15 protein-coding genes are annotated in these 23,583 nt (G+C 27.0%); 10 read left to right on the top strand and 5 right to left on the bottom strand.

Features of this window, described 5'->3' with window-relative positions; genetic code table 11:
• Positions 1 to 66: 66 nt before the first annotated feature.
• Both XO12_RS08190 and XO12_RS08185 read right to left on the bottom strand, forming a co-directional pair.
• A complete protein-coding gene (locus tag XO12_RS08190; RefSeq protein ID WP_175420094.1) occupies positions 67 to 4,428 on the bottom strand; it encodes a PQQ-binding-like beta-propeller repeat protein in 4,362 nt (1,453 codons plus the stop codon).
• Between the two features lie 13 nt (positions 4,429 to 4,441).
• Positions 4,442 to 6,661 carry a hypothetical protein gene (locus XO12_RS08185; protein WP_175420093.1) on the bottom strand — a complete coding sequence of 740 codons (2,220 nt, stop codon included), beginning with the start codon at positions 6,659 to 6,661 and terminating at the stop codon, positions 4,442 to 4,444.
• 340 nt (positions 6,662 to 7,001) lie between these two features.
• Here XO12_RS08185 and XO12_RS08180 point away from each other — a divergent pair, with 340 nt between their 5' ends.
• From XO12_RS08180 to nagA, 8 genes are all read left to right on the top strand, one after another.
• Positions 7,002 to 7,700, top strand: a complete 699-nt coding sequence (locus XO12_RS08180; RefSeq protein ID WP_047266105.1) for a zinc metallopeptidase — start codon at positions 7,002 to 7,004, stop codon at positions 7,698 to 7,700.
• A gap of 196 nt (positions 7,701 to 7,896) precedes the next feature.
• Positions 7,897 to 9,000, top strand: coding sequence for an ROK family transcriptional regulator (locus tag XO12_RS08175; protein ID WP_047266104.1), 1,104 nt, complete (start codon positions 7,897 to 7,899; stop codon positions 8,998 to 9,000).
• Entirely contained in the window at positions 8,997 to 10,424 is a 1,428-nt protein-coding gene (locus tag XO12_RS08170; RefSeq protein WP_047266103.1) for a glycoside hydrolase family 3 N-terminal domain-containing protein, read from the top strand. The genes XO12_RS08175 and XO12_RS08170 overlap by 4 nt, the downstream gene beginning before the upstream one ends.
• 13 nt (positions 10,425 to 10,437) lie before the next feature.
• Complete coding sequence (locus tag XO12_RS08165; RefSeq protein ID WP_047266102.1) at positions 10,438 to 11,646, top strand: extracellular solute-binding protein; 1,209 nt, start codon at positions 10,438 to 10,440, stop codon at positions 11,644 to 11,646.
• Positions 11,647 to 11,698: 52 nt separating this feature from the next.
• Positions 11,699 to 12,577: a carbohydrate ABC transporter permease gene (locus XO12_RS08160; RefSeq protein ID WP_047266101.1), complete on the top strand. Its 879-nt coding sequence runs from the start codon at positions 11,699 to 11,701 to the stop codon at positions 12,575 to 12,577.
• A complete protein-coding gene (locus XO12_RS08155; RefSeq protein ID WP_175420092.1) occupies positions 12,574 to 13,809 on the top strand; it encodes a carbohydrate ABC transporter permease in 1,236 nt (411 codons plus the stop codon). Before XO12_RS08160 ends, XO12_RS08155 begins: the two co-directional genes overlap by 4 nt.
• Complete coding sequence (locus tag XO12_RS08150) at positions 13,806 to 14,735, top strand: SIS domain-containing protein (protein WP_047266099.1); 930 nt, start codon at positions 13,806 to 13,808, stop codon at positions 14,733 to 14,735. Before XO12_RS08155 ends, XO12_RS08150 begins: the two co-directional genes overlap by 4 nt.
• A gap of 29 nt (positions 14,736 to 14,764) precedes the next feature.
• Positions 14,765 to 15,853 carry an N-acetylglucosamine-6-phosphate deacetylase gene (gene nagA, locus XO12_RS08145; RefSeq protein ID WP_047266098.1) on the top strand — a complete coding sequence of 363 codons (1,089 nt, stop codon included), beginning with the start codon at positions 14,765 to 14,767 and terminating at the stop codon, positions 15,851 to 15,853.
• A 311-nt stretch (positions 15,854 to 16,164) separates the two neighbouring features.
• On the opposite strand, the gene XO12_RS08140 is transcribed toward nagA, so the two are convergent.
• Genes XO12_RS08140 through XO12_RS08130 form a run of 3 tightly spaced genes read right to left on the bottom strand, consistent with a single transcriptional unit; the run spans position 16,165 to position 20,692 of the window.
• The gene (locus XO12_RS08140; RefSeq protein ID WP_047266097.1) at positions 16,165 to 17,367 is read right to left on the bottom strand and encodes a sugar ABC transporter substrate-binding protein; all 1,203 of its coding nucleotides are present in this window, start codon (positions 17,365 to 17,367) and stop codon (positions 16,165 to 16,167) included.
• Positions 17,367 to 18,719, bottom strand: coding sequence for a sigma-54 dependent transcriptional regulator (locus XO12_RS08135; RefSeq protein WP_047266096.1), 1,353 nt, complete (start codon positions 18,717 to 18,719; stop codon positions 17,367 to 17,369). The genes XO12_RS08140 and XO12_RS08135 overlap by 1 nt, the downstream gene beginning before the upstream one ends.
• On the bottom strand, positions 18,716 to 20,692 hold the full coding sequence (locus tag XO12_RS08130; protein ID WP_047266095.1) for a PAS domain-containing sensor histidine kinase: 1,977 nt from the start codon (positions 20,690 to 20,692) through the stop codon (positions 18,716 to 18,718). Before XO12_RS08130 ends, XO12_RS08135 begins: the two co-directional genes overlap by 4 nt.
• 255 nt (positions 20,693 to 20,947) lie before the next feature.
• Here XO12_RS08130 and XO12_RS08125 point away from each other — a divergent pair, with 255 nt between their 5' ends.
• Entirely contained in the window at positions 20,948 to 22,009 is a 1,062-nt protein-coding gene (locus XO12_RS08125) for a sugar ABC transporter substrate-binding protein (protein WP_047266094.1), read from the top strand.
• Between the two features lie 55 nt (positions 22,010 to 22,064).
• The gene (locus XO12_RS08120; RefSeq protein WP_047266093.1) at positions 22,065 to 23,579 is read left to right on the top strand and encodes an ATP-binding cassette domain-containing protein; all 1,515 of its coding nucleotides are present in this window, start codon (positions 22,065 to 22,067) and stop codon (positions 23,577 to 23,579) included.
• Positions 23,580 to 23,583 lie beyond the last annotated feature (4 nt).

Raw genomic sequence — 23,583 nt, 5'->3', positions numbered from 1 at the left:
TCAAATTATAACTCCATTTGTCTATAAAAAACAACTCCGGGCAAACACCCGGAGTTGTTTTTGTTATTATTCTTCTACGCATATACCGGCAACTACTGTTATTGAATTACCTGTATATTCACCTTTTACTGCTTCACCAGCCTCATCCACTATTTTCAATCCATCAGTTTCAGCAGCTACATAAATGTAATTATTATTTACATAAAGATCTATTAAATCTCCTGTACTCGAAACTTCTATAAATCTTTCCATTGTCATATTATCTGGATATGTTGAATTTATTACCGCTATGCCCTTTTGCCCATCATTATTTATTACATATAGTCTATTTCCTGAAATATATAGTTTCCCGGCTTTTGTATTTTCATCTTCATACTTGAACGTGTCTATATAAATTGGATTACCTGGATTCGATATATCTATAACAACAATTCCATCATTGTCGCATGAAATATATGCATAATCGTTATTGATTACAATATCTGTTGGAGTTGAAATATTAGTTGTCATGGACGATTTCACAGTAGGATTTGTTGGATCCGATATATCATAAATAACAAAACTATCTGTGGTAGAATCAACTACAATATAAGCATAATTACCTTCAACATCTATTGCTTTGGCGCCAGTTAAGTCAGTTGATGCTGTACTTTGAGCAGTTATATTATTAATATCTGATACATCATAAACAATTAACTTACTGGCATCTTCACTTAATGCATAAATATAATTTCCTTCTTTAACTAAGTCTATTAAATTTTTTGCGGATTTTGTATCGCTTGACTTTGAATTTATATTATTTGGAGAAGCGTCATATGTATACAAACCATCATTCGTTGCAAGATATACATATGTTCCATCAAATGTCATAGCATTTATTATTGTTGAAGATAGAGTCGCATTTTTAATTTTATCTGGATTTTCTTTATCACTAACGTCTATACTATATATATCAGAACTGCTTCCTGCAATAATTGGCATCTTTGTATTAAATTTCAGTATATCACTGGAAGTTGTTGCATTATTAGAATCAACCGCTTCAACTTTCCAATAATACGTGTGTGTATATTTTAATTTATCGCTGTTTAATGTCGTTGAATATGCAGTAGTAGATCCTAACAACGTAAGGTTGTTTTCAGATTCCCCTTTGTAAATATAATAAGTGATATTATCTCCATCATAATCTTTTGAATTCCATTGAAGATCCAATTCTGTTTCTGGATCTATACTATTTTTATTATTTTCTGGCGATAATCCATATGGTCTTATCGGTGGCCTATTACCTCCTGTATGAAAACTATTTTTTTGAAATACCGGCCATTTACCTGCATATATACCTAAATTTTCAGAATCATAAACTACATATAAGCTTCCATTTGTGGAACCTGCATATATAGAACCATCTTTTGAAATTCCTATATTTCCTCTTATTGCATTATCTGATGAGGTGCTGAACGTCCATCTTTCATTGCCCGAAGCATCCAAAGCATATATTTTTCCACCAACAGGTATATATAATAATTCATTATTTGATCCATCATGTCCTATGGCTGGGATCCCTGTAATCTCTTCTCCAAAATCCCTTATTTTATTAGATCCTTTATATATTTTTCCAGATGTTGTTACAAAATATACATTATCTCCTATAACTGGCGATATTTTTATATAATCTCCTGTATCAGTTATCTCATTTTCTGTTCCATCGTCAAGATTTATAGAATAAATCTTACCTTCTAATGTTGCAATATATAATTTATTATTATCATTATCAATTGCTGGGCTAACTACAATTGGAGAATTTAATTCAACAGAAAATCTCAGTTTTAATGTATTATTATTCCACTTCAAACTATATAAATTTCCATCATATGAACCAAAATATATATTTCCATCATTATCTATTGATATACTTGATTTTATTTTATTTCCAGTGACGTATGTTTCTATTTCTTCACCGTCTGTTATATCTAAAACATGTAATATTCCGTCGCTATCTCCAATATATAATCTTCCTTCAGCATCAATTGCTGGGGAAGTATAAACCGGAACTCCAATAATAGATTGCCACTTTTCTGTTAAAACATCTCCGTTAAACGTATATGCATAAACCTTCCCTTCAAGCGTTGCAAAATATACCGTTCCATCATTATCAAGTGTGGGAATTGTAGTAATCGGTGAATCTATAATTTTTTCATCAATTTTATTTGTTGTATCAACAGCATTATAGACGTATATTTTTCCTTTGTCTTCTTCATAATCCGATGTGAAATATAAATACCCATCGGATGAAATAGCTAATCCATTTCTAATTGGGTTATTTACATCGATTTTATCTTTCTGACCACCATCTCTAAAACCTTTTGTTGTAAATGAATATATATCTGATGATACCTCATCTATTCCATCATTAACAACAACTTTCCAGTAATACGTCGTTCCCTGAGCTAAAGTTCCTGTATAGGTTGCTATGTTAGAATCTATACTAAAATCTGAATTACCGCTATTATTAGTTTCATTTATTATATTAAAATTATTTTTATTTTCCCCAAGATAAAATACATAGGATAAATTATCATTATCAGCATCATTTGCATCCCATTTAAATTCTATTTTTGTCGTATCTATAGACTTTTGACCATTAGATGGGGAGACTATTTGTACTTCTGGTTTTCTATTTTTGTTTATAACATTAATGGAAAAGATTAATTGCGTTGGATTATTAATATGTTCTGAATCCCAAGCTTCAATTACAACATTAAATGTTTTTGAAGCTTCTGATGTTGTAACTACGTCAAAATTTGGTGCATAAATAAATGTTGCTCCATCGGTTATTTCTCCAACTTCGCTATTTTCTCCAACGCCAAAAGTCAATGTATCTCCTTCTGGGTCTGTGAAATAATCTGGTAAGTATAATGTAAATGTTGCCCCCTCAGAAATCTCCTGACTGGAAATATCAGAAGCTACTGGTTTTAAATTTGAAATGCCTTCTGTGGTGAAGGAAAATAAATCACTTAATGTTGTTGCACCTCTGCTATCCGTTGCTAAAACCTGCCAATAATATGTTTTATTATTATCTAATTTCTCATATTTTTGACTTAAATCATATGAATAATTAGTTTGTTTATCTCCCGCAAAATCTATAGTCGCAATTAATGTTGGAGAAGATGATTCTCCAAAATATAAACTATAAGATAACTTATCTCCATCTTTATCATTAGAATACCATTGCAATGTTGGCTGTATAGAGGCACTTACCTCTCCATCTTTTGGATTCAAAGATACAGGAGATAATGGCGCATTATTCGGAACAGATTTATCAAAATTAGAGGACAATGTTGTGAAATCCTTTAAATTAATAAAGCCATCACTATAACCAGTATCTATTATGGGTTCCCATCCATCTTTATTAAATAGATTATATGCTGGAGATATATCATATATTTCTTTATAATCTTTATCTCCTTCTTCGAGTCCATTATATTGTGCAAATAAAACTATATCATTTAAATCAACTATCCCATCACTGTTAAAATCACCGAGTAATACAGGTGATTTTAATTTTATTTCACCATCATAAAAATTAACATTAATTTTTTCTCCCGCCTCGTTTATAACGCTACTCTTTTCTTCTCCAGTTGCATTATCATTAACAAATTCAAATTTTGATATTCCTATTTTTCCTTTACCTAAAACATAAATTTTCATGATATCTTCATCATTAAAATTAACTTCCTGTGTTAAGGTGACACTGATAATAATCTTTCCAGTTTCATTATCTGAACTTATACTTATAATCTGAGAATTTTTTAAACTATTTAAAAATTCAATACCGTCGTTTCCTCTGCTTTCATCAATTGAAATTATATCAGGATCAAAATCTATTTCAAATTCTAATATTTTTACATTATTTATATTTTTAGCGTGTACAATTATTTCCTCGTATCCATCTTTATTCATGAGACTATCTATAATTGAAATTCCTGATTCAATATTCTCAGATGAAACTTTAATTATATTTCCTTTATTGATATCCACATCTGAAATTCTATACGTTGTTTTAATATTCTTAAATTTATACAAAAACTCGCCTTTCTTAAATCCTATTTTTCCCTTTTTTGCCACCATTAATCTTGTTTTACCATTTTTCTCATAAAAAAGATGTAATGTGTTTTTTGAAAATTCAAAATTCCCCTTTTCTTTTTTTGAAAGAATAGAACCAAACTCAAATTCTACTCCATTTAAATCTTTAGCCACTTCAAATCGTATTTCATTATTATTTGATTCTACTTTTATAAAATCTTTATAAACGTTAATGGATACATCCGAAATTTTTTCAGTTTTTTCCTGTTTTGTTAAACAACCGTTTAAGATTAAAAGAATGGTTAAAAGAATAATACTTAATAATATATGCTTTTTTTTGAAATTCATAACCCACCTCCTCTTAGTTTATAGTTACATTACCGATATCCGAATAATCAAATTTTATAATCTTTGTTTCATCATCCCCAATATACCTCACCCCTTCCGCATTTTTAAAACTTAATTTTGTTTCACCTGTTGATTTCCCTTTAAAATATATTTTTATAATATCTCCTTCTAATTTTGTTACATTAGAGTTTTTCTCAAAAGCTATATTTATTTTTATACTGGAATCGCTTATTTTAATATCCTGAAAAAATATATTTATATCTTCTCTTAAAAATTCTATTCCCGAGGCTTCTTTTGTTTCATCAACTTCCAGAAAATTCGAATCAAAAACTATTTCTATATTTTTTAAACCATTAACAGAATATAATTTACTCGTTGATATTGTTGCATAACCTGTTTCGTCTAAATTAATATTCATATCACTTATTTCTATAATTGCTGGTTCTTCCTCAGTTCTAAATTGGATCACCTGACTTTTCGAGCTTAATTCTCCATCGCTCGCTTCAATCATTAAATAATACGTTGTTTTATATTTCAGTTCCTTACTTAATATATATTCTGAAATGTTCAATCCTTCTGAAATTTTATTATTTTCAATGTCATCTTTATTTTCCGACATATATATAGCAAATTGAAGAACATCACCATCTGGATCTGAACATTCCCAGCGTAATTTTAAGTTTTTTGTTGTAACATCTTCCAACCCATTTGTTGGATATTCAAAAACAGGTGTGTCTGGAGCTCTATTTTTATTTTTAACCGTTATTTTAAAAGTATCTTCAGCCAATTCTAATCCATCTGTAACACCTATTTTTACCTCATATTCACCTGCAGAATCATAATCAGCATAATAGATATATTGCGTAGCCTCTTTAGTTGTTATTATTGTTCCAACACCAGATATTAACACAAAAGATAGCTCCTCATTATCAGCATCAGACACATAATCGGATAAATTCAGAATTATTGTGCTATCTTCCGTTATTTCCTGATCAGGCATATTTATAATGGGTTTATTATTTTCTATTTCTTTCGTTTTAAACTTCCATACATCACTTTTATTTATATCCCCATATTCATCTTTTGCCACAACTTTCCAATAATATGTCTTTTTTATATACAAATTTGGACTATATTCTTCATTTTCTAAATCAGATGCAACCTTTGCATTTAATTTTTCTTCTTTAACCTCTGTTCTGTTTTCACTTAAATATACATCATATAAAACTTTATCGCCATCTATGTCATATGAATCCCACATTAATTTTTGTTTTAAATCTATATTTTCAGAATAATCCTCCGGACTTATTAATTCCGGTTTCTCTGGAGGATTATTTATTGTTGTTTCTGATACTTCATCTGATTCTGGCGATCTGGCTATTATATTGTCATTCTCATCTTTTTCCCAGGCTATTATTTTATAAGTATATTTCATCTTTCTTTCCAGGTATTTATCTACATATTGTGTTTCTTCTATTTTTTTTAATAATTTATATTCTGTTTTATCATCCTTCCTATATATCTCATAATATGAAGCTTTGTCAATTTTATTCCACTTCAATGTTATTGTATCTGTTGACACATTTGTAATTTCTATTACTGGTTTATCCAGATTTTCCGGTGGTGACTTTGTATAAAATTTTATTTCCTCTCCTTTAACAATACCATATCCATCAGATACATCAACTGTTAAAGAATATTCCAAATTATATTTTAAATTCACCTTATACTCAGTGGTAAACACTTTAGCAGAATCTATCAAATTATCGTTATTTTTTATTTTAATTATATATTCTAATCCATCTCCATCTGGGTCATTAGATTTTGTCCATATAATTTTCATATCAGGATTTACAATATCTCCAGATTCCGGAGATATTATATTTACCTTATCGGGTAATCTATTGGGAATACTGATATATTTCTCTTCTTTTATTATTTTATTCTGATTAGAATACGCAACAAGTTGATAAGCATAAGATTTATGCGGGGAAAACTCATAATCTTTATATTCTGAAATATTATTAACTGATTTTATAAGAGTATAATTCTGTTCTCCTTTTTCTTTTCTGTATATTTCATAATTTTTTATAAAAGACGAACTTTTCCATTTTATCAAAACATAATCACTTTCAAACGAAACGTTTAAATCAAGGGAAATTGAATCGTTAAAAGAACAGGATGATAATATAAATATAATTATAAACAATATTGCATAATATTTTCTTTTCATATAGCCCCTCCTAAAAATCCTTCTTTATATTTATATATCGACTAAAAAAAAAAGAAATTTTAACTTATAAAATTTCTTTTTCAATTTATTATTATATAATTTTTATTACATGAATTTTTTACTAAATATTAAAATGTATTTTCTAAATATATTTATTTAAGTTTCATAATTCCACTCCTTTTTGCTTTTTTAATATTATAACATAATTTAAGTCTTTTTTAAGATATTTATGCTATAATACTCTTGAACATTTTGAAATATTTATAGTCTAATGGATAGGATATTTTATATTTCTAAAATTAGAAAGAACTAAAAAAGATTTGTAATTGGAGGTGGTCGTGTGTTTTTTTATCCATTCTGGTTTGATCCTACATTTATTATTTTATTACCGGGTTTAATATTGTCTTTAATAGCTCAGGCATCTGTACAATCAACTTTTTCAAAATATTCTAAAGTTATTTCTTCAACAGGTGAAACCGGTGCAGATTTTGCAAGAAGAATGCTTGATAATCTTGGACTATATAATGTAAGAGTTGAAGCTGTTTCTGGTTTTTTAACAGATCATTATGATCCGAGAAATAAAGTTTTGAGACTATCTTCTGCCACTTATTCAAGCAGGTCAGTTGCTGCTTTAGGCGTAGTCGCCCATGAAGTAGGACATGCTATGCAACATCAGGAAAATTATTTACCATTAGTTTTAAGAAACTTTTCCGTTCCATTTGCTTCTATTGGATCAAATTTATCATGGATTATTTTTATAATAGGATTTCTTTTTTATAGTCAGACATTAATCCAACTTGGTATTATATTATTTTCTTTTGCAGTATTATTTACTATAATAACATTACCAGTTGAATTTAATGCCAGCGCGAGAGCTATAAAAATCCTCCCTTCAATGGGTATGCCAATATCAGAAGTATCACATGTGAAAAAAGTATTGGGTGCTGCTGCTATGACATATGTTGCTTCTGCTGCCATGGCTATTTTACAATTACTAAGAATGCTTATGTTAGCAGGTATCGTTGGAGATAGAGATTAAATAACTTTATAACCCGACATTATGTCGGGTTATTTTTATACTAATATTAAAATTTTCTATATTATTCACATATAATCTGATTTATTTAAGTATAATAATCTATAATATTCATTTTTCATACTTTTTTTTCTAATATGAATATGTTATATTTTAATTAGTTGCTTGAAACAAACAACTAATATTAGGAGTGATCTATATGGTAAAAATCACTGATTCATTGATAAAAGTATTGAATTTTATATGGAAAAAAGAAAAAACATACTTAATGGAAATTTCAAAAGAAACAGGTCTTGAAAAATCAACTGTTTCCAGATCTTTGAATAAATTAAAAAATTTAAACTTAATAAAAAAAGTTGATGAACTTTCAGCTTCTCCACTTGGTGGAAGAAAAACTTCTATTTATTCATTCAATTTTTCTATTGGATATATTTTAGGTATTTCAATAGAACAGGATGGCCTTGAATTTGTTTTAACAGATTTACAAGGAATTATAATTTTTTCAAAAAGAAAAAATATAAAAATAGACAAAAACAATATCGTAAATGAAATTATCTCTATTTACAGTCAATTTTACGATTATAAAATTTTAAGTGTTGGTATTTCACTTCCAGGTATAATTAATTCTTCAAATGGAATAATTGTATATTCTAAAGCTTTAAATATTGAAAATTTGGATTTATCAACAGCATTAGAAAAAGAAATTGATGTTCCTGTATTTATAGAAAATGATAGTAATTGTGGAGCCATTTTTTTTAATTTGAAATATAAAGATAAATCACATAATATTTTATATTTCCATATTTCAATTCCATATTTCGCTACAGACCATGTTGGACTGGGTATAGGTATTGTTATTAAAAACAAATTATATCATGGAAGCAATAATTGTGCTGGAGAAGTAGAATTTAAAATCCCTTTAATAAATACAAATGAAAATATTTCTTTCACATCTATTTTAAATGAAGATATAGATACATTAATAAATAATAGTAGAGATTTTATTAACATATATTCAAAAAAAATTGGTGATTATATTAGTATTTTTGATCCAGATAATATCATAATCGGGGGTAATATTACTCTTTTAAATGAAAAATTTTTAAATTTTTTCATTGAAGAAATTAAAAAAAATATTTTCATTCCAAATATACGAAAATTGCAGATAAATCATATATCTCCAGAAGACTATCTAACTTCTCGTGGTGCTGTCTCTATAGTTTTACATAAAATGTTTTCAAATAAACGCGGTACTGAAAATTTTTTAAAAATTTATTTGATGAAAAGAGGCGATATTAAATGAATTATAAATATGGAAAATTGTTTTTTCTTGGTTTTCCAGACGGAATTGATGATGAAGCTTTAAATATAATTTTAAAGTATAAACCTGCAGGTGTAATTTTATATCCAGGAAATATGAACAGTATTGAAGAGTTGCAGATTTCTATGGATAAATTATATTCTCTTAATATTCCTTTACTTATTTCATCTGATCACGAAGGTGGTCAATTGGAAACTGTTCCTGGAATCTTATCTTCACCAGGAAATTATGCTATTGGAAAAACAAATGAACCAAATATTACTTATAAATATGCATTTTATCTTGGAAAAAAATTGAAAGAATTTGGTTTTAACATGGTTTTTTCTCCTGTTCTTGATGTTTTACATAAAGATTCAAGTGCAGTTACTGGATTCAGAATTTTTTCTGATTCTCCAGAAAAGGTTTCTATATTTGGAACACAATATATAAAAGGATTAAATGATGCTGGTATTCTTTCAACTGCAAAGCACTTCCCCGGCCACGGAAAAGCTACTCATGATTCTCATGAAGAAACTCCTGTTATTGATAACTTTTCTTTTAATGATTATGATTTATTACCTTTTGAAAATGCTATTAAAAATGGCGTTGAAATGATTATGACAGCACATATTATATATAAAAATCTCGATGAAGATTTGGGTACAGTATCTAAAATCATTTTAAATGACCTGTTAAGAAAAAAATTAAATTATAATGGATTAATAATTAGCGATGCCATTGAGATGAAAGCATTTTATAATAACTATTTCCCTGATAAAGGTGTTGAATTATTTTTTAATAATGGTGGAGATATTTTGATGATTGCTGAAGCTAAAAAAAATTTTAAACCTATTTATACTTCTTTTATTAATCTCATTGAAAATAAAAAAATAGACACAGAATCCATTAATTTGAAAATAAAGAAAATAAATGAAATTCAAAAAAAATATTTTAATGAAAATTATGAAGGAAAATTTTTAACCGATATTGCTAAAAAATCCTTAAAAATAAATATAAAAAAAGATTTTCATATAAATTTGGATACAGATAAAGTTTCTATCGTGATACCTGAACCTAAAAATTTAAGTCAGGCTGATACCACTGCTAAAGATTTAGAAAAATTAGAATCTTTATTAAATTTAGAATTTAAAAATGCAAATATTTTTAAATATAACCCTTTAAATGGAGAAACTTATTCAGAACTACCAAAAAATTCTAAAGTTATATCTTTTGTCCTTGATTCTTTTAGATTTCCCGGACAATATAAATTGCATAAAAAAATTAAAAGTTTAAATAAAGATATTATATATGTAATTATAAGGAATGATCAGGATGAAACCTTATATAAAGATGAATCTTATATAATTACTCATTCAACAAAATTAATATCAATATATAACGCCATTAAGGCTATTAAAAAACTTTAGGGGAGGTATTTTTATGAAAAAGTTATTTTTGGTAATCCTTTTAAGTGTATTGGTTATTTTTACATTTGGTAAAACAAAGATTACATTCTGGGGATTTATGTTAGATGATGAATCTTCTGCTAAAATTCTCGGACAATTTATGAAGGAGAACCCTGATATTGAAGTTGAATACGTACAACTTGCATGGTCAAATGGTTTTGACAAAATCGTCACAGCAATTGCCGCAAATAATGCACCTGATCTTGTAGAATTAGGTAACACATGGGTTGCAAATTTCGCAAGCAACAAAACTATTATGAATATGGATGACTATTATTCAAAAGTTAAAGATAAGTATTTTGGCTGGGATTCTGTAAAATATGATACTCACTATTGGGCATTACCATGGTTATTGGGAACAAGGGCATTATTTTTTAATTTAGATTTATTTGAAAAAGCCGGACTTGATCCAAATAATCCTCCAGAAACTTGGGAAGAATTATACGTAGCTGCAAAAAAAATTAATGAACTTGGTGATGATATTTACGGATATGGTATGTGTGCAGGAGAGAATTTCAGCCCATGGCAACAATGGTTCTTGCCAGCAGTTTGGGGAAATAATGGTTCTATTCTTTCAGAAGATTTTAAAAAAGCAAGACTATATTCAACAAAAGTTATTGAAACTGCTGAATTCTATAAGGCTTTATCTAAATATTCTTTAAAAACAAAACAAGCTGATCTTGCAAAAGCTTTTGGAGAAGGCAAGGTAGGAATGTATGTAAGTGGCGCATGGGATATTTCTGGAATAGAAAAAAATTATCCAAATGTTGTTTTTGATGTTGCATTATTGCCAAAACCAACAAAATGGAGTGGATATCATGCTTCATTTGCTGGTGCTGAAGTTTTAGCTGTAACAGAACAATCAAAAAATAAGGATGCTGCTATGAAATTAGCTGAATTTTTATTAAGATCTGATATTGCTATGCAAGTTACAAAATTAGTTCCTTCTGTATTCCCATCAGTTGTAGGTGCTGATAATGATCCATGGTTTGAAGATCATCCTATGCATCAAGTTTTTTATGAACAAAATAAATATGCAAAACCTGCACCATCACACCCTCAATGGTTTAAAATACAACAATATTTAACAGAAGCTATTGAAAAAATTATACTTGAAAATGAAGATATAAACAATACTCTAAGATTTTATAATTTAAAAATTCAACAGGTATTAAATCATTAAAAGAAAAACCCTGCGCAGAGCCACCTGCGCAGGTTCCTAAGGAGTTGAAAAAATGAAAAAGAAAACAAAATACAATCTTGAAACTCTTATATTACTATCTCCATATTTGATTCTATTTGCAATTTTTGGGATATTTCCCATTGCCTATTCTTTTTTTATGAGTTTTACAAATTATACAGGATTAAATCCTCACTATGATTTGATTGGACTATCTAATTATATAAAAGCTTTTAATGATGAAATATTTTTAATAGCCTTAAAAAATACGTTTATTTTTGTTGTTGGAACAATTCCTTTTACAACGATATTTTCACTTTTACTTGCTATCTTAATAAATAGCAAATTATTACCTGTAAAAAATTTATTTAAAGCTGGATTTTTTTTACCTTCTGTAATTTCAATGGTTGTAATATCGACAATATGGATGTACCTGTACAGTGCTAATGGCTTTTTTAATAATATGCTTACTCTTTTAGGATTTAAATCTCTTGGTACAAGTTGGTTGGCCTCAACAAAAACTGCTCTAATTTCAATTATGATCATGGATATATGGGCAGCTATTGGATATTATACCATATTATTCTTAGCAGGATTACAAAGTATTCCAAATGAAGTTTATGAAGCTGCTTCTATAGATGGTGCAACAAAAACTCAAACTTTTTTTTCTATAACTTTACCATTATTAAAACCAACTATGTTTTTTATAATTTCTTTAAACACTATTAGGTCTTTTCAAATATTTGCTGAAATTTTTACTATGACTGAGGGAGGCCCCTCAAATTCAACTCAAACTGTAGTTCATTATCTTTATGAAACTTCATTTAGGCAATTTGATATGGGATATGCCTCTGCTATAGCTTATATATTAATGGCTATTATTATGATTTTTACTGTAATTCAAAAACATCTTCTCAGGAGTGATATACAATGAAACGATTTATATTTTTATTTCTTATGTTTATATTACTTATAATTTCTTTATTCCCTTTATTAACAATGTTTTTTACAGCTATTGTACCTCAGGGAAATCTAAATAATATTGTTACAGAAAAATTTTTAAATGATTTTGAAACAAAATATATTAGATATATAAAAAGAAAAATTAAAACTTATAATGGAACAAAAATAAGTATAGTTAAAGATTCTCCAGTTTCAACTCAAAGTTTAAAAATAGAAATTTCTCCTGAGAAAAATCAAAAAATTGCTCTATTAACAGGCGACCTTGATTTAAGAATATCAAAAGGGATTGAATTATATGCAAAACTCCCAGACATTGATGATTTCAATATAGAATTTTATGATATTGATGGAAATTCCTACTCATTTCCAATCGAAATAAATGGTGATTTAAATAAATGGGATAAAATTTTTATTTCTTTGACTAACGTTAAGAACATAGATCTTAAACATATAACAAAAATAGCATTTTCTTTTTATTCTAAAAAAAGAGCTTATATTTATATAGATGATATAAAGATTAAATATAAATTTCCAACTCTAATGAATTTTGTTATCGTATGGAGAGAAAATAATTTTGGAAGATACATGTTCAATAGTTTGTTAATTGCTATTCTTGTTGTATTAGGAAATATTATATTCTCCACAACTGTTGCTTATGCATTTGCACGAAGAGAATTTTTTGGGAAAAATTTTTTATTTCTAATTGTATTAGCTACAATGATGATTCCTCCTCAGGTAACTATAATTCCAATATTTATTTTAATGAAAAATTTTGGATGGATAGATACATACTATTCCCTAATTATTCCTTTTTTAGTTACACCATTTGGAATATTTTTATTAAAACAGTATATAGAACAATTACCTATTGAATTAGAACAAGCCGCATATGTTGATGGCGCTAATACATTTCAAATCCTTTTTCATGTAATATTCCCACTTTCAAAGCCAGCTATAGCTGTAATGGGGATAAATACCTTTATTACATCATGGAACATGCTTTTTTATCCTTTAGTAATGACTTCTTCAAAAAACATGAGAACAGTTCAAGTTGGTCTCGCTTTGTTTCAGAAATTCAACCAAGTTGATTGGCCAATATTAATGGCAGCATCTTCTATAATAGGAATTCCTGTAATAATAGCATTTCTAATATTTCAAAAACATATAATTTCTGGAATAACTCAAGGGGCGGTGAAAGGATGATTGGTAAATATACTATAAGGGAAATAGAAAGAATACCAGAATTATTAGAAAAAGCTGATAATTTTAATTTTTCATTTACAAAAAGTAAAAAATACGTTTTTGTAGGGTGCGGTTCTTCTTATAATCTTGGATTTATAGCTTCAAAAATTTTAAACACCCATGGATATTGTTCTTCGACTATATCCGGAGGTGAAGTAATTGTTTTTAATAAAGTTCCAAGTGCTGATATATCAATATTCATATCAAGAACTGGTGAGTCAACTGAAACAGTAAAAGCTGTACAAAATTTCAAGAAAAATAATATTAAAACTATTGGTATTACATGCACTCCAAACTCTTCATTAACAAAAATATGTGATGAGTCATTTATATTTGATTTTGCAAATGAAGAAAGTGTAGTTATGACTGGATCTTTTATATTTATTTTAAATTTCCTATTAAATGGTATTCAACACAATAATTTATCAGAAAAAAGTTTTAATGTTCTTAACAATTCTAAAACTTTAATAGACTCTTTAAACTTAAAAGATTTCAATCATTTTATCTTTCTTGGATTTGATGAACAATACGGAATTTCAAAAGAAGGTGCGTTAAAAATACAGGAAATGGCCATTCAAAATGTAGAATTTCATGAGCCACTTGAATACAGACATGGACCAAAATCCACTTTAACAGATAACACTCTTGTAATAATAAATTCAAAAGATACAAGAGAAGAAAAAATACTTGCTGAAGAACTTAAACTCTTAGGTGCAAAGGTTATATTCATAGGTAAAAACGGCGATATAAATATAGATTATGACTCAGGATTTGAAAGTCCTTTAAAAATGATTTTTCCACAGTATCTTGGATATAAAAAAGCTATAATTGAAAATCTCAATCCTGATAAACCGAAAAATTTAAGCAAATCTGTAATTTTGGATTAATCTGTTATATTTAATTGTGAGGTTAGAATATGATTATCGATAATATATTAATCGTTGATCCTATTGACGGCGAGTATACTGGTAAAATAATACTATCTGATAATAAAATTAAGAAAGTTTTAAAAGAGAAAAAAGAATATGAATATATTCTAATGCCTGGTTTTGTTGACACACATACACATGGCTATAAGGGTATTGATACAATGAATTCATCAATTTCAGATATAAGAAAATGGGCTGAACTCAACTTTTCTCATGGTATAACAAAATTTTTTCCAACAACCGTATCTGCATCAATAGAAACACTTAAAAGGATAACAAATAAATTTTCACCTGTATTATCTGCAGCTGGTATTCATTTAGAAGGACCTTTTATAAATAAAACAAAAAAAGGCGCTCAAAATGAAAAATTCATTCATTCACCTGAAATAGACATTATTGATAATATAATTAGTGAGAAAGTAAAACTAATAACAATGGCACCAGAATCTAAAAATTTCTTTCTTATAGCTGATTATTTAAAAAACAAATCTATCATAATATCTCTTGGACATTCAAACGCTGATTATATCACATTTAAAAAAGCTATATTACATGGAATAAATAGAATAACGCATTTTCCTAATGCTTTAAAAACTATACATCATAGAGAAATTGGAGGAGTCGGTGCTGGGCTGCTTGAGAATTTCAAAATAGAATTAATCGTTGATAATATACATACATCTGAAGAATTTATAAAATTGATTTATAAAATAAAAAATATAGATGATATTATCTTAATAACTGACTCTATTTCAGCTACAAACTTAAAAGATGGCATTTATTCTTTAGGCGAATTAAAAGTTACTGTAAAAAACAAAAGAGCTACTTTAGACAATGGAACTATTGCTGGCAGCACCTTAACCTTTGATGAAGGTGTTAGAAATTTTTATTCTATAACCAATTGTTCTTTAAAAGAATTATCTAAAGTTTCATCCTATAATGCATTACAAAATTTAAATATAAAAAATGAAGGAAGAATAAAAGATGGATATATCGCAAATTTTGTTATTATGGATAAAAATTTAAATGTCATAAAAACTATATTTAATGGAGATATTGTATATAGAAAAATTTAGACAAATTATTATATACACAAAAAAGCGGAGAAATTATTATTCTCCGCTTTTTGTTTCTTTGGTAATACGATGTCTAATCAAATTCACTCAGGCAGCTCGATTGCTTATCCTTAAAATTATTCATTCTCAGCCGTCGTTCAGATTTTTCATCCATGAAAAAGCTTCACTCAAAAAAACGTCCTGTTTTTTTGACGGCTTACATTCATAATTTTAATGGCAATCTTCGAGCCTTCGTTTCATTTGAGACTTTTTAGACAACCTATTTGGTAATTTTGAATATTAAATGTTTCATCGTTAAAAAATCCCTTTTCTCATTTTAGATTAGACATTTCTTTTTGTGCTTTATTTAATGCTTCTTCTGGGCTTAATAATCCCTTTAATACCATTAAAATATATCTTCTTAAAATCTCAGAAAATTTATTATATTCTATTAGATAAGGTCTATTTACTGCATTTTTTAATTCTAAAATTTTTTTATAATTATACTCTTTTTCTTTTATATACCCATCATACATGCTTTTAAATGGTGGAATTTCATAATTAAATTTTTTAAAAAATTCTTTTTTTGTAAGTATTCTTATAGCATTAATAGATTCTTTAATTTTCTTTGTATTTCTAAGTATTGCGAGGCCTTGATATCCGCTTACTGAAACTGTTTTTTTATATTTACTTATTTTTTTAGCTACAGGTATTAAATCCAGCATTCCTTGTTTCATAATTTTAGAATATCGTTTATCTTCCATGTATCTTGATTGATATGTCCAATTAGTAGTAAAAGCTGCATCACCATTTAAAAATATATTTAAAACATCATCTTCTTTAAATTCTAAAGACATGGGATTAATTAATTTTTCATCTAACAAATGTTTCATAAAATTAAGAGCCTTTACCGCTTCAACTGTATTTATCTTTAGTTTTCCATTTTTATAATAGTCTCCTCCAAAAGCGCCTAAGATCCATGTAAATTCACATGTTAATGCTTCCTTATTTAACCAAGAATCTACTATTGGATATTCTAAAATTCCCTTTTCTTTAATAATTTTTGCTTGATGTACCATCTCTTCTAAAGTTTTTGGAGGATTATCAAAACCTGCTTTTTTCAATATTTCTTTATTCACAAAAAAATGCTGTATATTTACAAGATATGGAATAGCCCATATTTTTCCATTATATTTAAACTGATCTAATATATAATCAGGAATATCTTTATAATATTCTTTGCTTATTAAATCATCTAAAGGATACAACATATTATTACTTGCTAATTCAGGTATCCATATCAAGTCAACTAAAACAAGATCATATAATGGTATAGCCGAATTTATTGATATTTTTAAATTTTCATGCATTTCTTCATAAAATTTAAACGTAACCTCTATATTAGTTGCTTCTCGAGATATATAATTTGTTAAATCCTCAGGTTGATATCCCGCCTGATACATATATAAAAAATTTATGCTAAATATTAAAATATATATACTTATGAATAGAATAAAAACAAGGATTCTTTTCATTATATTTCCCCCTGCAGTTTTTCATATTTTTTTAACTTATATTGCAATGTCCTTAAACTAATCCCCAATGCTTTAGCTGTTTTTGTTTTATTTCCTTCATATTTTTTTAATGTATTTAAAATTACTTTTTTTTCTATTTCATCAAGTGTCATTGATGAATATTCAAAATCTTCTTTTTTATTGTTATTTATAAAAAATACACTTATATCAGATTTCTTAATTATTTTATTTGTATCAAATATGATAAATATTTTTTCGACAAAATTTCTAATTTCTCTAATATTTCCTGGCCAATTATAATTTAATAACATATTCATAGCATCCTTTGAAAATCTAATTTCTGATTTATTATATTTTTTAGCATATCTTTTATTAAAAAACTCTATAAATATTGGAATATCTTCCCGCCTTTCTCTTATTGGGGGTATATTTATATTTATTACATTTAACCTATAAAACAAATCCATCCTAAAATTTCCTTTTTTCACCTCTTCTTCAAGATTTCTATTAGTTGCCGCTATTACTCTAACATCAACTTTAATTTCTCTATTTGCCCCAATCCTTTCAATAGTTCCATTTTCTAATACTCTTAAAAGCTTACTTTGAATTTCCAAGGACAATTCTCCTATTTCATCAAGAAATATTGTTCCCTGATCTGCAAGTTCAAATTTCCCTGGTTTGCTTTTTTCAGCTCCTGTAAATGCTCCTTTTTCATATCCAAATAATTCAGATTCAACTAAATCTTTAGGTATTGCTGCACAATTAACTATAATAAATGGTTTTTCTTTTCTTTTACTAAACCTTTGAATATATCTTGTAAAAACTTCTTTTCCAACTCCAGTTTCTCCTGTTATTAAAAGGTTAGCATCTGTTTCTATTACTTTATTGACTATTTCTATTAAGTTTCTCATTATTTCAGATTGCCCTATAACAAAATCTTCTTTTATACTTTCTTGAACTATATATTTTAATTTTAAATTTTCTTTTTCTAATTCTATTTCTTCATAAGCCTTTTCAATTACAAAAAACAATCTTTTTAAATCTATTGGTTTTTTTATAAAATCAAATGCACCTGATTTCATTGAATATACAGCATCTTGAACATCACCAAACCCCGTCATAATCACAACTTTTAAATATGGATTAATTTTAATAAAATCTTTAATTTTCTCTGTTCCTTTCCCATCAGGCAATATCATATCAACAAGCGCTATATCATAATCATTTAAATTTATATTCTGAATACTTTTTAAATCATAATAAACATCAACTTTATAATTTTTCTTCTCTAAAAATTTTTTTAAAATTTTCGCGCTATTTTTATCATCTTCTATTATCAAAATATTCTTCATAGTATCTCCTCACTTTTGAATTCTAAAATGAATTTTGTTCCAGATTTCGAACTTTCAAACTTTATTTCTCCATTTAATTCTTTAACTATAGAATGCACAATAAATAGACCTATTCCATTTCCATATTTTTTAGTTGTAAATGGTTTTTTAAAAACGTTATTTTTTAATTCTTCTGGTATTCCTTCGCCATTATCTTCTATTAAAACTTTAATTTTATTATTATTTTTTAATACATTTATAAAAATATATTTTTCTCCTTCTTTATTTTCTAAAGCTTCTATGGAGTTATTTATTATATTATAAAATAATTGATTTAACCTTTGTGGATTAGCCTTGATTAATATATCCTCATGTGAACTTTTCAAGTTTACTTCTATAGAATTTTCCAAAAATCTATATTTTAACAAGTTTAAAATTTGAGATATAACATTATTTATATTTATATTTCTTTCATTAGATTCAAGTATGGCTTTCGAAGATAAATCGCCTACAATAGTATCTATAGTCTTTATCTGTTCCATTATTAAATCTGATATTTTTGCTATTTTGCTATTGTCTTCAAACTCCATTTTTAAATATTGCAAATTAAGCGACATTGAATTTAAAGGATTCCTTATTTCGTGTGCAGCTATTCTTCCAAATTTTTCTTTCTCAATTAATCTCTCATTTAAAGAATAAAGATCATTCATTTCTTTCTCAAGGGAAATATCTCTTATTATTATCAACATCGATCCATTTTCAAATACCTCTCTCGTTATTTCTATTAATTTCTGTTTTTTAGAAATTTGAATATAATATATTCTATTTTTAGATGCCCTTATTTCCTCAATACCAATTTCCTTTAAAACTTTTTCACCAAAATCATTTTTCGCCTTTATATTGTTATTCATATCAAAAAATATTATTCCTTCAAATAAATTTTCAACTAAATATTTTAAAGTATTTTTCTCTTCTTCTATTTTTTCTATATTCTTTTCTATCTCATTCCTCATAGTATTTAAATTTTTTGACAACAAATTTATTGACTCAACAAGAGTCTTATATCTGTTATTGTTTAGATTTTTTATATTTATATTTACATCAAAATTTCCCTTTGCTATTTTAGAAATAGATTCTATAGAAATTTCAAGAGTTCCTATATCTTTACCAAAATAAAATAATGCAAAATATATTAATAATGGTGAAATTATAGTCCATATTATTAATGTCGTATTTAAATTTAAAGATATATTTTCAAAAAATATGTCTTTTATTTTATTTTGAATTGCATTTAATTGAGAAATATCAAAAGACAAAACTAATATTAAATCTTTTGAAAGATAATGAATTTTTGAGGGATACTTGTATTTTCCTGAAATAACAAAATTATCTTTAATTTCAAATTCTTTATAAAATGATTCTTTTTGAAAAAGTTTATGATTTTTTCCTATTAAAGAAATAATGGAAATTGAGGAATAATTTAAAGAATCTAAAAAATATTGATTTATTTTTTTGGATGCATATACTGAAACATTATTCTTTGAATATCTTGCAATCATATATATTGACTCTTTATCCTCAAAAAAACCTTCATTAATTTCTTTTAATTGAATAAAATCGCCAATATTAATAATTTTATTTTTATTAACAACTATTCTGACACCATCTACATCTGAAGAATTCAACAATTCGGTTATATAAATATTTAAAGTATTTAATAATCCAAATTTGGCATAATCTATAATTCTCTGATTTTCTAAAATGCTTTTAGAAAAATTTCTTAACATCTTCTGTTGTTCATAAAAGTTATTTATAGTAGTAGGATAAATTTTGTTGACCATTTCAAATCCAAAATCATTAATGGTAGATTTTGTATATCCAGATAATTCATTAAAGAGATACTTTGTAATATATACCTTATTAAAAATAATTGTAATTATCGGAAAAAAAGCAAAAATTAAAATAATAAAAATAAATCTTTTTTTCAAATCCATAAATTCACCACCAAATTTCTGCATACTGTATGCAAATTTTGCACATTTAATTATACTTATTTTAATATTATTATGCAAATTTTGCGCAGAGATATTAAGAACTATTAAATTAATTTAAAACTAATAATAAGTCAAATACTTTATTTTTTTAATTTTTCTACAGAAGATTTTAGATTGGCACGGTGTTGCTAATATTTATTTTGGATAGAATATCCTTTATAATAATCCAAATATTTCAAGGTGGAGGTGTAGTAGATGAAAAAGTTTTTATTAGGTATTTTAGTTGTTTTGGCTATTACCATTTATGCTGTTGATGTTGGTATTGTTCTTCCAACAAAAGATGAACCAAGATGGGTTCAGGATGAAATGCGCTTTAGAGATGCTTTAAAAGATACTAACTATTCTGTGGAAGTATTATTTAGTCAAGGTTCACCAGCAAGAGAAAGACAAAATGTTGAGGCTTTATTGTCAAAAGGTATAAAAGTTCTTATTATATGTCCTCAAGACGCCGTAGCTGCTGCTGGAACTGTAGAAATGGCAAAAAAGTCTGGGGTACAAGTTATTTCATATGATAGATTAATTTTACAAACTAAAGCGGTTGATTATTTTGTAACTTTTGATAGTGTTGAAGTAGGAAGAGCACAAGGTAGATTTTTAATAAAACATGCAACTGGGAAAAATAATCCTTTATATTTGTACGCTGGCGCTCTTTCTGATAATAATGCTTTCTTATTTTTCCAGGGAGCATGGGAAGTTTTACAACCTAAAATTGCTGATGGTACTTTTAGAATTATAAATTCTTCTGAAGCCAAAAAATTGCAAGATAAAAAAAGTTTAACGCGTGAAGAAATGGCAAAAATAATCGGTCAGGTTACAACAGATTGGAGCTTTACAGTAGCAAGAAGAAAAGCAGAAGATAACTTAACAAGAGCTAAAAAAACAGACAAAGGCACTGTATATATTTTAGCCCCAAATGACGGAACAGCAAGAGCTATAGCAGATGCATTTAGACAAGATAGAGCTGTAAAAAAATATTATGTAACCGGTCAGGATGCAGAAAAAGCATCTATACAATATATTATTAACGGAAAGCAATCAATGACTGTATTTAAAGATGTTAGACTTCTTGTTAAAGATGCTATTAACTTAGCTCAATTCCTTTTGAAAGGTGTGGAGTTAATTACTCCTCAATCATACGATAATGGAGCAAAAATGGTTCCTGCAATTCAATCAGAGATTCAAGTTGTTACAAAAGATAATGTAAAAGAGATTTTAATCGATTCTGGTTATTATAAAATATCTGATTTCAGATGGTAAATTATTAAAAGGGTAGTGATTATCACTACCCTTTTAAAAAAGTGAGGTGATTTCTTTGAATGATTATATACTTGAAATGAATAATATAACAAAAGAATTTCCAGGAGTTAAAGCACTTGATAATGTAAATTTCAAAGTAAAAAAAGGGGAAATCCATTGTTTAGTTGGCGAAAATGGTTCTGGAAAATCTACACTTATGAAAATTTTAAGCGGTTTTCATACGCATGGTAGTTATACAGGTCAAATTATTTTTGAAGGAAAAGAAATGAAATTTAAAAATATATACGATAGTGAAAAAGTTGGTATTGTTACAATTTATCAAGAATTAGCACTAATTCCTGAATTAACAATTTATGAAAATATTTTTTTGGGCCATGAAATAAAAAATAATGGCGTAATTGATTGGAACAAAACTATTTCTGAATCCAAAAAAGTGTTAAAAAAACTTGGATACAATATGGATACTTCAAAGAAGGTAAAAGAATTAGGTGTTGGTTTACAACAAATCGTTGAAATTGGAAAAGCCTTAAGCAAAAATGTTAAACTGCTGATTTTAGACGAACCAACTTCTTCATTAAATGAAACTGATAGTGAAAATCTTTTAAGAATAGTGAAAGAATTAAAAAATCACGGCATAACTTCTATTTTAATATCACACAAACTTAAAGAAGTTTTAGAAGTTGCTGATACAATCACCGTATTAAGAGACGGTTTAACTATAACAACAATAGAAAATAAAAATATAACAGAAAATGATATTGTTAAATATATGGTTGGAAGAGAAATAGAAGATATTTATCCAAAAAGAAATCATATAATTGGAGAAAAGTTATTTGAAATCAAAAATTGGAAAGCATATGACAAAAAAGATGGAAAATATGTTGTAAAATCTGCCAACTTTTATGTAAAAAAAGGAGAGATTGTTGGCATTGCTGGATTAATTGGTGCTGGAAGAACCGAACTTGCACATAGCATTTTCGGGAATCCAGATAATTATATAATCGATGGAGAATTATACTTTGAAGGTAAAAAACAAAAATTCAGATCTACATCAGACGCAATAAAAGCTGGTATTGCTTATGTGTCTGAAGACAGAAAAGGTAATGGATTGATTCTTGATTTTGATATAAAAACAAATATAACAATCGCAAATCTGAAAAATATATTAAAAAACATATATGTTGATGAAAACGAAGAAATTATTATCTCTGAAAAATATAGAAAATCTCTTAAAATAAAATCTCATAGCATTGAACAAAAAGTTCTTAACTTAAGCGGCGGAAATCAACAAAAAGTACAATTAGCAAAATGGTTATTTGTATCTCCAAAATTATTGATTTTAGATGAACCAACAAGAGGTATAGATGTTGGTGCTAAACATGAAATATATACAATAATGAATAAACTTGTTGAAGAAGGTATGAGTATAATTATGATATCCTCAGAACTACCTGAGGTATTAGGTATGAGTGACAGAATTTATGTCATGGCCGGTGGAAAAATAGTTGGAGAATTAAACAGTCAAGAAGCTACACAAGAAAAAATAATGACTATGGCTGTAGAATATTAGGGAG

It is taken from the genome of Marinitoga sp. 1154 (assembly GCF_013363285.1).
GTDB lineage: Bacteria > Thermotogota > Thermotogae > Petrotogales > Petrotogaceae > Marinitoga.
Note: the sequence above shows the minus strand (reverse complement) of the source record. Positions and strands in the feature narration are given on the sequence as shown.